Genomic DNA, 13,416 nt, shown 5'->3' on the forward strand with positions numbered 1-13,416 from the left:
TCGCCTTGGATATCGTCGTTACCAAACTTGTTTCCATTATACCAAACAGGCGGCTAACTGCCAAACCGTGAAGGGAATCTCACCGTTTCCCTTTCTTTCCTATTTTTCTGCTTCTTTCGCCTGATTTTTCGCGCCTACAGTCGAAAACAGACGGGTCAACTGCGAAAACGTTATAACGAAACCCAAAGCAAAAGGAGGAACGATGGTGATGAACAAGCGATTTTCGCTCCCTCGCATACTATCAACAAGCGCACTTGCCGCTGCTGTTGCGCTCACTCCTTACAGCCCGGCGGTGTTCGCCAGCACAGGAATCGAGGGGAAAACAGACGGCAACACGGCAACCGAAGCAGATGCCGGTGTCAACCACGACGTCCCGGTTTTGTTGCCAGGCGACTTTTTCTACTTTGTCAAAACCATGATGGAAAAAATCGAACTTGCCCTCACGTTTGACGATGCGGAAAAGGCGAAACGGCTCGCTGAATTCGCTGAAGAGCGGCTAGCCGAAGCAAAGGCGCTGCTTGAACGCGGAGACGTCGAGCAAGCAAAAGAAGTGCTCGCCAATGCCCTGAAACAACAAGATCAAGCATGGAATGTGTATGAAAAAACAAAACAAGCGGATGAACCAAGCGGAGAAACCGCAAAACCTGATGCCGAAGCATTGCGCCAACAGCTGGAAGAAAAATTTTCGCAAAACATCACGGCCTTGCAAGCCGCACTTGAACGGGTGAAAAACCCGCGCGCCAAAGAGGTGCTCGCCCGCAACATTGAAAAAGCGAAACAAAAACTGGAAAATAAAATCGAAAAGCGGCTGGCGAAACAGGCAGAACAAAGCAGCCAAGTAGAGGAAATAGGCGATGAACAAACAGCACCGACAGCACCGGCCGGCGAAACGGAGGAAGCGAAAAACGAGAGCGCACCAACGGCTCCTGAATCCATCGAAACAGAAAAGCCAGCCGCTGCACCGGTGGAAGACGATACAGCGGTTCGTCTAGATGAACAAACGAACACCGCCGCCAAAGCAGACACGAAATCGTCGCTGACGCGAGCCATAAAAGCGGAAGCAAAGGGCAGTGTCCGCCAAGGTGTCGCCGCGAGCGCCAAAGCAAACGGCCGGGAACATCAAGCAGCGGCAGCCGGAAAGCAGCAAGCAGCGTTCCGCGCCTCTGTCTCTGTTTCACAACCTCCGAAACAAACAGCCAAACCGCAGGTGAAAAACGACCATTCGCCGGCCCATAGAAAACAAGACAAGGAAGAAAAGAACAAAAAATAAGTTCCGTTTTTGAAGCTGTTGCTAAAGCAAGGGCTGTTTTCCGAAGCGAACGGGAAACAGCCCTTTCTCCTTGACAATAATGGACATCGTCGTTCCATTGTTCTTTCACCTCCGCCTTAACCGCTCGCTTCCTTGCTCTTGCTTCCGTCATTCAGAATATTCGAGATTCTAATAAACCCCAAAACATAGAGGATCGTAAATCCCCAGCTAATCACTTCGCGAATCACAATCGCTCGGTCAAACGCCTCGATGCTATAGCGAATAATCAAATGCGCCTTGATTGCCGCCGGCAATCCATCGCGCAGGGCAAAGCCAACAGCGCTTCCCCATCCCTCGCCCTCCTTACGTCTACTTGCAGTATACGAGTGAATCACTCACCTCGTTTTCACGCCAATGACCCGCAAACGCCCCGGCTCAATCCAAGCGAATACTTCCCCTTCTCCTGCATCCTCGCCATCCGCGTGGATCAGGACAGGAGCGGCAGGGCGGATGCGCACGTTCCGACCAGTGAACACGCAAACTTCTTTCATTCGTACATGCCCGCCCCAAAATACGGTTAAAAACAGCGCAAGAATTTTCCAACGCGGCATCGGCCCGACGACCGTCACATGAAGCAAGCCGTCATCGGCCCGGACGGACGGAGCGATGCGCATTCCCCCACCGTAGTATGGGTGATTCGAAACCGTTGCCAGCCAGGCCTTCAAAAACGAATAATTCTGTCCATCCACACAAATATCAAGGTCAACCGGTTGATAGCGAAACAACTCTCTTACTAAATAAAACACATAAATGAACGAACCGAGTCCAAAACGATTCAGCCTCCCTTTCCATTTTGAACGGTTGGCCATGCGGGCGATATGGGCGTCAAAACCGCAGCCGATGCTGTTGGCAAACACGCCGTCGGGCACGGCGCTGCTGGCAAAACGGCCGAGATCGAAAGCCAAATCCTTGCCGGATCGAACGTCACTCAACAGCCGTTGGAGCGCCTGTTTCGGTTTTCGGGCAAGACGGAAACCGCGGACAAAGTCGTTTCCCGTTCCGGCGGGGATGCAGCCAATCGCAACGTGCGGAAACGAACCCGCTCCGTTCACCACTTCATGCACGGTCCCATCGCCCCCGACCGCCGCGATCACCGTCGGCTCAACGCTTTCCTCGCCGATTCGTCGGGCGATTTCCTTTCCTTCTCCCTTTCGGCTCGTCCAATATGCCTGATAGGCGATTCCTTCCCGATCCAGCAGCGGTTGCAGCTGCTTCCAAATGGACACGGACCGGCCGTTTTTGGCGGCTGGATTGATAATGAAATAAAGGTTCATCCTCTTCCTCCATTCATAACCCCTTTTCTTACCTATTGGCGGTTGGTTTCATTTTTCCTCTCGTCGAAATGAGAAAAATCCGAACCCGCAAACCGGATTCGGATCCTCTGTCATTCCTCGCCAATAATTTTGACTTCCAACTCCAGATCGACCCCGAATTTTTCTTTCACTGTTTTGCGCACCATTTCGATCGTCGCAATGTAATCGGCAGCGGTCGCATTGTTTTTGTTAATAATGAATCCTGCATGCTTCGTCGACACTTCCGCACCGCCGAATCCTTTTCCCTGAAGGCCGCTGTCTTGGATGAGCTTGCCGGCAAAATAGCCCGGCGGACGCTTAAACACGCTTCCGACCGACGGATACTCAAGCGGTTGTTTCGATTCGCGCTGAAAGGTTAAATCATCCATTTTCGCCTTGATTTGTGCATAGTCGCCCGGCCGGAGCGCAAAGACGACTTCAAGCACAATATCATGCGTCCGGCTGATAATGCTTGTTCGATAGCCAAGCTCCAGCTCCTCGTTTTTCAGCGTTTTCAACTCACCGGAGAGCGTCGCCACTTTGACATGGTCAAGCACATCTTTCACTTCACCGCCGTACGCTCCGGCGTTCATCATAATCGCCCCGCCGACCGATCCCGGAATGCCGCAGGCAAACTCCAACCCGGTGAGGTGTTGTTCAAGCGCGAACCGCGACACCGCTTTAATATCCGCCCCGCTTTGTGCGATCACGTTGTTTCCTTCACGCCAAATGCGGTTCAAATGCTTCAGCTGCATGACAATGCCGCGCAGCCCGCCATCGCGGATGATGACGTTCGAACCGTTGCCAAGAAGCGTAAACGGCAGGCCGTACTCTTCTTTCAGCCGCAACACCTCAATGACCTGCTCGTACGTCTCCGGCCAGACGAGAAAATCGGCCTTGCCGCCGATCCGCACCAATGTATGGTTTTTCATCGGCTCATCGCGAAGGACATTTCTTTCTCCACAAATCTCTACGAGTCTTTGATAAATCTGTTCCGCATGTTCCATCGTTCTGTCACCTTCTTTACTTCTTCCGTGCCGCTTGGCGGCATTCATTCCACATCGTTTCCATTATCGCTGGAATCGCGTCGCATATCAAGTGGGCAATGTTCCTTATTCTGTTTTATTCCGGACCAGGAGAAAAGGTGACGTTCGAAGGAAGACGAGATGTTTATGCCTCTTTCAATATGGAAAAGATGATAACAATCAATCATAGTGTAGGAGGGAGTCCATTGTACGACACGTTAGCGGAAGTCAGCGCCATTCTCGGCCGGTCGAAAGAGGCGCTCAGCCAGTTTCAAGCGATTTTAGAGCCGACGATTGAAAAGGCCGCGGACGACCATGAACGGCTGTATTGGCATCATATTTACGAAGAAGAGGAACACCGGTTTGACCGTTTGACCGCCTTGCTTCCAAAGTTGGAGGAGGCATTGGCGGACGAAGCATTCTTATCGCGGGAAAACGGCGACTTTTTGCGCCTGTTGCAAGACATCAGCCTTGAAAAATTCGGCTTGCACAACTTTTTGGAGCATCTCGATTTGTCCCTCTTCCACTATAAAGGGACGGAACATGAACCACCCATTACGGCACTGCGCGACATGACCGCTGCGGACTACCAGCGGATGAAAGCCGCTCTCGAAACGCTCAATCGCGCGCTGGACGCGCCGGTTTCCCTCGCCGCTTCGGTGCCGACTGACGAAAAAGAGCATCAAAAAGACCATTTGAAACTGGCGCAGTACGCCGTCCCGCCTTCCGACCCGGCGCCTGTCCGCCCATCGATCGGAACAAGACGGCAGCTGACAGTCGGCAGCTTAAAACACGGATAAGAAAGGAGAGTAAACATGGATAAAACGAAGCTGTATCCAGAAGCCCCGCTCACAAGCAGCCAATGGGGCGAGCTTGACGAACTGGTCATTGAAACGGCGCGGCGCCAGCTCGTCGGCCGCCGATTTATCGATTTGTACGGTCCGCTCGGCGAAGGTGTCCAGTCGGTCGCCAACGATATTTATATGAACCCGGAACAGGGGGACATGAGCTTCCACGGCAAAGAGCTGAGCCTTTCCGAGCCGGCGCGCCGCGTGCATTTAACGATCCCGCTTTTGTATAAAGACTTTATTTTGTACTGGCGTGACATTGAACAGGCGAAACAGCTCGGCAGCCCGATCGACTTTTCCGCCGCCGCCAACGCCGCCCAGCAGTGCGCGCTGCTTGAGGACGATTTGATTTTCAATGGTTCAACTGAATTTGATGTGCCGGGCATTATGAACGTCAAAGGAAAAATCGCCCACATTCGCAGCGATTGGATGAAATCGGGCAACGCCTTTACTGACGTCGTCGAAGCACGCAACAAGCTGCTTCAGCTCGGCCATACCGGCCCATACGCGCTCGTCTTGTCGCCGGAATTGTATGCGTTGATCCACCGCGTCCATGAAGGAACGCACGTGCTTGAAATTGAGCACATCCGCGAGCTGATGACCGCCGGCATTTACCAAACTCCGGTCATTAAAGGCAAACGCGGGGTCGTCATTGACACAGGGCGGCAAAACATCGACCTCGCTGTTGCCGTCGATGTGCAAACCGCGTTTTTAGATACGGAAAACATGAACTACTTGTTCCGTGTCTACGAATCGGTTGTGCCGCGCATCAAACGTCCAAGCGCCATCTGCACGCTCGAGGATCCGAACGAGTCAGCATGAGCAGCGCCTAATCCGGAGAAGCGGCACGCGGGCTTCCCTTGCCATCAAACAGCAAGAACGGCATATGGCCAGCGATCCGCGCCATGAAAACGAGGCACAGCAAATTCCCTTTAACGAAGACGCGCCCGGACGATAGGGGAGATCGCCGGGCGGTTTCTTGATTTTCCCATTAAGCGGTGCGGGCCGTTTGTCCTTGAACGTTGGAGACGAGCAGCGACAATTCGGGGCTGAGCGCCTCAACACCGATGTCATCGATAATCATTTTCGCTTCCCGCCAAAAATGAACGGTATAACTGCCTTCATAAATCTCAAAGAGGCGTTTTAAATAGCGCCGCTTGTTGTTGATGGCTTCCCGTTTATAAGCGGCGTTGTTCAGCTCACGAATTTTTTTATGTTCAGGCGCAGAGATGACGCTGATGTCATGAACGTTGACGATGAGCCGTTCCCCTTGTTCGGTCACAAAACCGACCGAATAGTATTGGGCGCCTAGTTGATCGATATGAACGATGCAGACGTTTCGATATTCTTCGCCGGAACGGAGGCGGAGAAGCGCCGCTTCCACCGCGCCGCCGACTTTTCGCTCGTTGGCCAAAATCGCTTTCATATCGCGCAGTCCGTTCATCGGAATGCCCATGGTGTCTCCCCCTTGTCCCTAGCCAAGATGGCGTTTTCGCAATTCCTTTTACTATTATGATACCAATCATTCATTCGGATGTAAATGAGATTCATTTTCAAACTAACCATGTAATTTAAAGGAGATGTGTAAAAAAATGGGTAAAACATTCACGGTCGGCTCACTGAAGCCTGCCGTCCGGCCATCGGAGCGCTCCATTTCTGCCGCGCCGCCTAAGCCCGATGGGCCGTCCGCCGTGCGGCCGTCTGTCATTCAAATCGAACAAAAAGGGAAAACGTTCACCGTGCAGCCAGCCCCCGGCGTTTCGCTTCTTGACGCCGCCCTAGGACAAGGTGTTCTGCTCGATCACAAATGCAAAAAAGGAACGTGTGGCCGTTGCATGGTCACCGTTCTGGCCGGCGCTCACCTTCTCGCTCCGAAAACGCGGCGCGAGCGCGAAAAAACGGATCAACCAGCCAAACGGCTTGCCTGCCAAGCACAAATCCAATAAGCCGAGCGCTATTTTAGCACGATCGGCTTATTTTTTCCCATGCAACCGCTCCCACCTACTTTCTCTCATTGCCTGACTCTTTACGCCATGGTATGATGATGAGAAATACAAAAAACGGAGGGGATGCCTATGAGAACGGTCACCTTAACCGACGTCTTTGCCCATCCGATTGCGCAAAAATATTTAAAACGATCCGGCCTCGCCCATGCCATCACCGCGGCGTACCATGCCTACCACCTTGCCCTCCGCCACGGAGTGAACGTCGACTTGGCGACAAAAGCCGCACTGCTTCATGATATCGGCCATTACACATGGTACAAAAACGGCCGTTGGGACTACGAACAATACCGGCAAAACGACATCCACGCCATCAAAGGGGCCGAACGCGCCCATAAGCTGCTGATCCGCCTTGGCGAACATCCGCAAAACGCTAAGGAAATTGCCCTGGCGATTTTGCTTCATACCGATTCCTACCTTCCAGAAGGAGAATGGAAACGAACGCCGCTCCAAGCCATCGTCAAATGGGCCGACGAAGCCGACGAGGAGCCCGGCGGCCGCCACCATTATCGAACGATCAGCGACGACTTAGCGTGGAAAAAAATCCGCCAGCTCGACGAACTCGTCAGCCGTCAGCACGCCCAAAAGTGGCTCGGAGATATCATTTGAACAGTTGCTTTAATGTCGTCATTTCCCGTAAACAGGAAACGAGATATCGCCACAAACCATGTCTGCTCTGAACGGAAGCAGCTCACCCTTGAATCAGGTGGGCTACTGTGCGCGCCAGCAACACCAAGTCCCATCCCCATTGAATGATACATCGTTCGCTCACATTTCAAGACTGCTTGGCATCATCTGTCCTGCTAAAACGCCCGCTGCTGTTCGTTCAAAACTCATATTTCGCAACCTTTGCATAATATACAAAAAACAATCTCAATATTCACATAAAAATAAATGTTTTTCCAAATATTGTAAAATAACTAATTTTTATTCGTTAAAATCAGGCTTACTTTGAATTTTTATTCAGGGTGCGAAATGTAGGTCAAAAAACGGCAAGTCAAGCAAAAGGCGAACGGCCTTGCCTGACAAAAAAGCCACGCTGACCGTTGTCAAACGTGGCTTCTCTCATTTATAACTCATCAAATCCGTTGTCCACTTGCACTTTCGTATATTGGCGCGGTTTTTGCTCGAAGAAGTCTGATTTGCCGAGGTCGACTTCTTCATACGCTTTAATCCAGCGGAGCGGGTTCGTCCGATAGCCGTCAAACGGGCGGTCAAAACCGAGCTGATGAGCGCGGACGTTGGCGTAAAACTTAATGTACGCTTCCAAATCAGCCAAGTCGATGCCATCGATGTCATTCCCGATGATTTCCCCGGCCCATTCGATTTCCAGCTCAGCCGCTTTCGTAAACGTTTCACGGACAAAATCGGAAAGCTCCGGCGTCCGATACTCCGGGTATTCGTTCAACACTTCTTTGAAAATTTTCGCAAACAAATCAACATGAATGTGCTCGTCGCGGTTGATGTAATTGATCATCGTGCTCGTCGCCACCATTTTTTGCTGGCGCGCGAGGTTGTAGAAGAACGCAAACCCTGAGTAGAAAAACAGTCCTTCTAAAATGACGTCAAAAACGATCGAGCGCAACAAGTTTTCCACATTCGGCTCTTCGGCAAACGCCTTGTAGCCGTTCGTCACAAAATCGTTCCGCTTGCGCAGCGTCGGTTCGTTCCGCCAAAAATCGAATACTTCATCTTGCTTCGCTTTCGGCACAAGGCTCGAGAGCACGTACGAATACGAATGGTTGTGAATGACTTCCTGCTGGGCAAGCATGATCATCAAGGCATTGATGCTTGGATCGGTAATGTAATCCGCCACACGTCCGGCGTAATCGGTTTGGATGCTGTCAAGCAGCGCTAAAAGACCGATGATTTTCAAAAACGCATCCTGCTCGCGGTCGGTCAGCTGCGGAAACTGCTTCACATCTTGGGCCATATTGATTTCAAACGGTGTCCAAAAGTTGGCGAGCATTCGCTTATATTTCGCATACGCCCATGGGTAGGCGATATCGTCCCAGTTCAACACATTCGAGCAGCGGCCGTTGATGATGCCCGTCGAACGGTTCGGCGCCTCTGGATCCATAATCGGCCGTTTGACTAAGCTGATTGTCATGATCCATTCCTCCCTTTCAGCTAAGCTTCGGCGTGAATCTTTCCCCGGAATCGGCAACGTCCGGGGGAAGACCGTCAGCTCGCGCAAGAATCGCACTCGTCGATCGTCCCCGATGTCGAACGCACGTAATACGTCGTTTTCAGCCCCGACTTCCACGCCGTCAAATGCAAATCGAGCAGCTCTTTTGCCTTAATCGTGTTCACGACGTAGAAGTTAAAGGAGATGGCTTGGTCGATATGGCGCTGGCGGGCGGCGTTTTGCTTGATGCTCCAGCGCTGGTCGATATGGTACGCCGATTTGTAATACCATGTCGTCTGTTCGTTTAAATCCGGCACCGTAACGGGAATCTTATAATCTTTCTTTTCCTCGGCGTACACTTTTAAGAAAATCGGGTCAATGCTCGCTGTACTGCCGGCGATGATCGACGTCGAGGCGTTCGGCGCCACCGCCATCACATAGCCGTTTCGCATCCCATAGCGGGCCACGTCTTGCTTCAGCCGATCCCAATCCAATTCACCGTGGCTTTCGTAGCCGCGCCGCTCAAAATAAGCGCCTGTCTGCCAATCCGATCCTGGAAACGCCGGGTAGCTCCCTTTCTCTTTGGCGAGCTCCATGCTCGCTTGAATCGCCAAATACGCGATCGTTTCATACAGCTCGTCGGCATAGCGGACCGCTTCGTCCGACTCCCAGCGAATGCCTTTTAACGCCAACAAATGATGCCAGCCAAAGGTTCCAAGCCCGACAGCGCGGTATTTTTGATTCGTCAGGCCGGCTTGCAGCACAGGGATATTGTTTAAATCAATGACATTATCGAGCATCCGCATTTGAATCGGGATCAGCCGCGCCAAAACGCCGTCGGTCACCGCCCGCGCCAAGTTGATCGACGATAAGTTGCAGACGACAAAATCGCCTGGGATTTTCTCAATGATGATCGTCCCGTCTTTCACATATTGCCGCTTCGTCACTGTCGGGCTTTGGTTTTGCGCGATTTCCGTGCAAAGGTTGCTGCAGTAGATCATCCCGAGATGGCGATTCGGATTTTGCCGGTTCACTTCATCGCGGTAAAACATAAACGGCGTCCCCGACTCGAGCTGGCTGCGCATAATGCTTTTCATCACGTCGATCGCCGGCACTTTTTCTTTCGACAGCCTTGGTTCGTTGACGCATTGCCAATATTTTTCCCGAAAGCTGCCGCTCCCTTTTTCCTCATCATAAAAATCTTCCAAGCTAAACCCCATCACCTTCCGCACTTCATGCGGATCAAACAAGTACCAGTCGCCGCGCTGTTCGACTTGCTCCATGAACAAATCAGGGATGCAAACGCCGGTGAACAAATCATGCGTCCGCAGCCGTTCGTCGCCGTTGTTGAGCCGCGCATCGAGAAACGCAAAAATGTCTTTATGCCACACATCCAAATAGACGGAAATGGCTCCCTTTCGCTGTCCCAGTTGATCGACGCTCACCGCTGTATTGTTCAGCTGCTTCATCCACGGGATGACGCCGGAAGAGACCCCTTTGAACCCTTTAATGTCGCTGCCGCGCGAACGGATTTTGCCTAAATAGACGCCGATGCCGCCGCCCGATTTCGACAAATTGGCGATGTCGGTGTTGCTGTCATAAATTCCTTGCAAGCTGTCATCGACCGTATCGACAAAGCAGCTTGAGAGCTGGCCGTACGACTTCCCAGCGTTGGCAAGCGTCGGCGTCGCCACGGTCATGTATAAGTTGCTTAACGCCCAATACGCTTCCTTCACGAGCGCAAGCCGCTGCTTTTGCGGTTCATTCGCCATGAGCGTCATGGCAATGACCAAAAACCGCTCCTGCGGCAATTCATACAACCGCCGCTCATAATCGCGCGCCAAATACCGGTCCGCGAGCGTGCGCAGCCCAATGTACGTAAACAGCTTGTCCTTCTCCGGATCAAGAAACGCACCGATGGCGTCGACTTCTTCTTTCGTATAACGTTCAAGCAAGAACGGACTGTACACCCCTTGTTCCGTCAGCGCAACAAGCAGCGAGTAGAAATCGCCATACCGCTCGCGTTCATCGTACCCGCGCTGCCGCGCCGCTTCACGGTACAATTGCCGCAAATACAGCCGGGCGCACACAAACGTCCAGTCCGGCTCTTCTTCATCAATGTAAGAAAGTCCTTCCAAAATAGCCGTTTGGTGCAGCTGTTCTACCGTGACGGACTCCTTTCGGCTAAGAAGCTGCCAAACACGCTCGACGTATTCATCAAGCGACAGACGGCCGAATCCAGCCGCGGCTTGCTCAATCAGCGCCGCAAACTCTTCACGTGAAAACGAAACCGACTTCCCTTGATCATCGAGGATGACCGTTTTCGTCAATGTGGTCATTCGTTTCTTCCCTCCTCCATAAAAAAATCCGCTCGGGCAGGCGAGCGGATGAAACGACAGACGGAAAAAGGCAGACGAACCCCTTGTTCTTTTCCCCTATCGTTTCATCTTCTCACACCCCGAAGAACATGAAACGTTCCAAGCAAGGCAGGTCTCCTGACTCGTGCATCGTCCTACTTTGGGTCCTTCCCAGCGGCGCGCTGAATGGCTCTTGCCGCCAGTGGCCATCCCATTTCGTCCGCACATACAGTTGCGGGGGCAGTTCCGGATTCACACCGGATTCCCTATTAAGTCCTGATGGACACCGTTGCTTAGCAGAACAATATGTAGTTGTAAAAAAAGACCTCAAAACCAATATATAGTAGTTTAGCATCCTGATGGAACAAGCATATACCAAAACCGGGAAAATTGCAAGAGCGGGAGAAAGCAAATTTTCTCTTTCGCTTCGCCAAAGGCAAGGAAACTGTCCGCACCATCGAAAAAGGCGTTCTAGGTGTCGCCCTTAGAACGCCCTGTCGTTTCCCTGCTACGCCTCCAAAACAGACGCTGGCCGCTCCTCGCTTTGTGCGGATGAAGCAAAATCGTACTTCTTTTCCACATACACTTGATGCCAAACCATAAACGCCAAGACCGTCCACAGCTTGCGGCTGTGGTCCGCCTTGTGGCGGGCATGTTCATCCAGCAGCCGATAGAGCACGTCCTTATGGAACAGATGATCAGTTTCGCTTTCGTGGATGAGCTGTCTCGCCCAGTCATACATTTCGTTTTTCAGCCAGTGGCGAATCGGCACGGGAAACCCTAATTTTTTCCGGTTTAACACATGATCCGGTACGATGCCCTCGGCCGCTTTGCGCAAAATATATTTCGTCGTGCCGTTGGCTGTTTTCATGTCAGGGGCGATTTGCATAGCAACCTCAAATACCTTTTTGTCTAAAAAGGGAACGCGCAGCTCAAGCGAATGGGCCATCGTCATTTTGTCCGCTTTGACTAAAATATCGCCCCTTAGCCATGTATGAAGATCAATATACTGCATCCGGTTGACGGGTGGGTAATGAAGCGTTTCGCGGTAAAAAGGAGCCGTCACCGCCGTATATTCGCGCCCCTCTTGGTACGTTTTGAGCAACGCCGCTTTTTCCTTTTCGCTATAGATTTTCGCATTGCCGACATACCGTTCTTCAAGCGGCGTCGTGCCGCGCTCCAAAAAGCTTTTTCCTTTCATTCCGTCCGGAAGCATCTTCGCGATCACCCGCAACACCGCTTTTACGATGTTTGGCATGCGCGCAAACAGCCGCAACGACTCTGGTTCGCGGTAAATGTTGTAGCCGCCAAACAGCTCGTCCGCCCCCTCGCCGGAAAGCACAACCGTGACATGCTTTCTCGCCTCACGAGCGACAAAATACAGCGGCACAGCCGCAGGATCGGCAAGCGGATCGTCCATATGCCACATAATTTTCGGCAGCTCTTCCATATACTCCTGCGGTGAGATGACATAGCTAATGTTGTCTACCCCAAGCTTCTCTGCGGTTTCTTTTGCGACATCGATTTCACTGAACCCTTCCCGCTCAAACCCGACGGAAAATGTCTTCAGGTGCGGATGGAATTGTTTCGCGATGGCGACGATGAACGATGAATCAATGCCTCCCGACAAAAACGCACCGACCGGCACATCGCTGCGCATATGGACGTTGACCGAATCAAACAGCGCATCGCGGATTTTCTTTACAAGCTCCTCTTCCGATTGGCGAATGGGCTCGAAGGATGCCTTCCAATAACGATGAATGGTGAGCGGTTTTCCGACTTTTTTCTTGAGATAATGCCCCGGCTCCAGCTTGTAAATGCCGGCCGACATCGTCAGCGGCTCAGGGACATATTGGAATGTTAAATAATGCTGCAGGGAATCACCGTTTGGCGATTCCTGTCTGAGGGCCAGCAAGATGCTTTTCTTTTCCGAAGCGAAAAACGTGCGATCTCCTTGCTCCGCATAAAAAAACGGCTTAATGCCGAACGGATCCCGCGCCGCAAACACCGTTTTCTCTTGCTTGTCCCAAATGACAAACGCAAACATCCCGCGCAGCTTTTCGACCGCTTTTTCTTTTTCCGCGCTGTAAAGGGCAACAATCACCTCGGTATCCGAATGCGTCGCAAACGAATATCCTTTCGCCGCCAGCTCTTCCCGCAATTCAAGATAGTTGTAAATTTCCCCGTTAAAAATGATCCAATATCGATCGTTTTCATAAGACAGCGGCTGATGTCCCGCCTCCAGATCGATGATGCTCAAACGCCGAAAACCAAAACTCACGTAGTCATCAAAAAAATACCCCTCATCGTCGGGGCCGCGATGGGTAATCAGGCGGTTCATCTCCACCAACGTTGTTTTCCATGTTTGCTCAATCGCTCTTGGGCGATCATGAATACAGCCAATAAAACCGCACATGGCGATGATTGTCCCCCCACTTTGCTAAGAAGAATCCA

The 13,416-nt window shown here is 51.9% G+C and carries 12 protein-coding genes and 1 riboswitch; of the genes, 5 read left to right on the forward strand and 7 right to left on the reverse strand.

The window, feature by feature from the left end:
* Window positions 1-208 precede the first annotated feature (208 nt).
* Window positions 209-1,270, forward strand: coding sequence for a DUF5667 domain-containing protein (locus ACVX3G_RS15665; protein WP_227016057.1), 1,062 nt, complete (start codon window positions 209-211; stop codon window positions 1,268-1,270).
* Window positions 1,271-1,386: 116 nt separating this feature from the next.
* Here the strand turns inward: ACVX3G_RS15665 and ACVX3G_RS15670 are convergent, their stop codons facing one another.
* From ACVX3G_RS15670 to murB, 3 genes are all read right to left on the reverse strand, one after another.
* Window positions 1,387-1,644 carry a hypothetical protein gene (locus ACVX3G_RS15670; protein ID WP_014195242.1) on the reverse strand — a complete coding sequence of 86 codons (258 nt, stop codon included), beginning with the start codon at window positions 1,642-1,644 and terminating at the stop codon, window positions 1,387-1,389.
* Window positions 1,645-2,583, reverse strand: coding sequence for a diacylglycerol/lipid kinase family protein (locus ACVX3G_RS15675; protein WP_014195241.1), 939 nt, complete (start codon window positions 2,581-2,583; stop codon window positions 1,645-1,647). It abuts the gene before it with no gap.
* A 110-nt stretch (window positions 2,584-2,693) separates the two neighbouring features.
* Complete coding sequence (gene murB, locus ACVX3G_RS15680; protein ID WP_014195240.1) at window positions 2,694-3,608, reverse strand: UDP-N-acetylmuramate dehydrogenase; 915 nt, start codon at window positions 3,606-3,608, stop codon at window positions 2,694-2,696.
* A gap of 224 nt (window positions 3,609-3,832) precedes the next feature.
* Here murB and ACVX3G_RS15685 point away from each other — a divergent pair, with 224 nt between their 5' ends.
* Together ACVX3G_RS15685 and ACVX3G_RS15690 are read left to right on the forward strand one after the other, a co-directional pair.
* Window positions 3,833-4,426, forward strand: a complete 594-nt coding sequence (locus tag ACVX3G_RS15685; RefSeq protein WP_014195239.1) for an IMEF encapsulin system ferritin-like cargo protein — start codon at window positions 3,833-3,835, stop codon at window positions 4,424-4,426.
* Window positions 4,427-4,441: 15 nt separating this feature from the next.
* Window positions 4,442-5,296 carry a family 1 encapsulin nanocompartment shell protein gene (locus ACVX3G_RS15690; protein WP_011230417.1) on the forward strand — a complete coding sequence of 285 codons (855 nt, stop codon included), beginning with the start codon at window positions 4,442-4,444 and terminating at the stop codon, window positions 5,294-5,296.
* Between the two features lie 169 nt (window positions 5,297-5,465).
* Here the strand turns inward: ACVX3G_RS15690 and ACVX3G_RS15695 are convergent, their stop codons facing one another.
* The gene (locus ACVX3G_RS15695) at window positions 5,466-5,930 is read right to left on the reverse strand and encodes a hypothetical protein (RefSeq protein WP_011230416.1); all 465 of its coding nucleotides are present in this window, start codon (window positions 5,928-5,930) and stop codon (window positions 5,466-5,468) included.
* Between the two features lie 136 nt (window positions 5,931-6,066).
* Here ACVX3G_RS15695 and ACVX3G_RS15700 point away from each other — a divergent pair, with 136 nt between their 5' ends.
* Both ACVX3G_RS15700 and ACVX3G_RS15705 read left to right on the forward strand, forming a co-directional pair.
* The gene (locus ACVX3G_RS15700; RefSeq protein ID WP_011230415.1) at window positions 6,067-6,420 is read left to right on the forward strand and encodes a 2Fe-2S iron-sulfur cluster-binding protein; all 354 of its coding nucleotides are present in this window, start codon (window positions 6,067-6,069) and stop codon (window positions 6,418-6,420) included.
* 129 nt (window positions 6,421-6,549) lie between these two features.
* Window positions 6,550-7,086, forward strand: a complete 537-nt coding sequence (locus ACVX3G_RS15705) for an HD domain-containing protein (protein WP_011230414.1) — start codon at window positions 6,550-6,552, stop codon at window positions 7,084-7,086.
* Between the two features lie 460 nt (window positions 7,087-7,546).
* On the opposite strand, the gene ACVX3G_RS15710 is transcribed toward ACVX3G_RS15705, so the two are convergent.
* From ACVX3G_RS15710 to asnB, 3 genes are all read right to left on the reverse strand, one after another.
* Window positions 7,547-8,587 carry a ribonucleotide-diphosphate reductase subunit beta gene (locus tag ACVX3G_RS15710; protein ID WP_025039080.1) on the reverse strand — a complete coding sequence of 347 codons (1,041 nt, stop codon included), beginning with the start codon at window positions 8,585-8,587 and terminating at the stop codon, window positions 7,547-7,549.
* Window positions 8,588-8,661: 74 nt separating this feature from the next.
* Entirely contained in the window at window positions 8,662-10,944 is a 2,283-nt protein-coding gene (locus ACVX3G_RS15715; RefSeq protein ID WP_021321429.1) for a ribonucleoside-diphosphate reductase subunit alpha, read from the reverse strand.
* Window positions 10,945-11,073: 129 nt separating this feature from the next.
* Window positions 11,074-11,269: riboswitch (cobalamin riboswitch) on the reverse strand.
* Window positions 11,270-11,470: 201 nt separating this feature from the next.
* A complete protein-coding gene (gene asnB / locus ACVX3G_RS15720; RefSeq protein ID WP_025039079.1) occupies window positions 11,471-13,378 on the reverse strand; it encodes an asparagine synthase (glutamine-hydrolyzing) in 1,908 nt (635 codons plus the stop codon).
* Window positions 13,379-13,416: the final 38 nt, after the last annotated feature.

The organism is Geobacillus sp. PLS 41, from assembly GCF_056494105.1.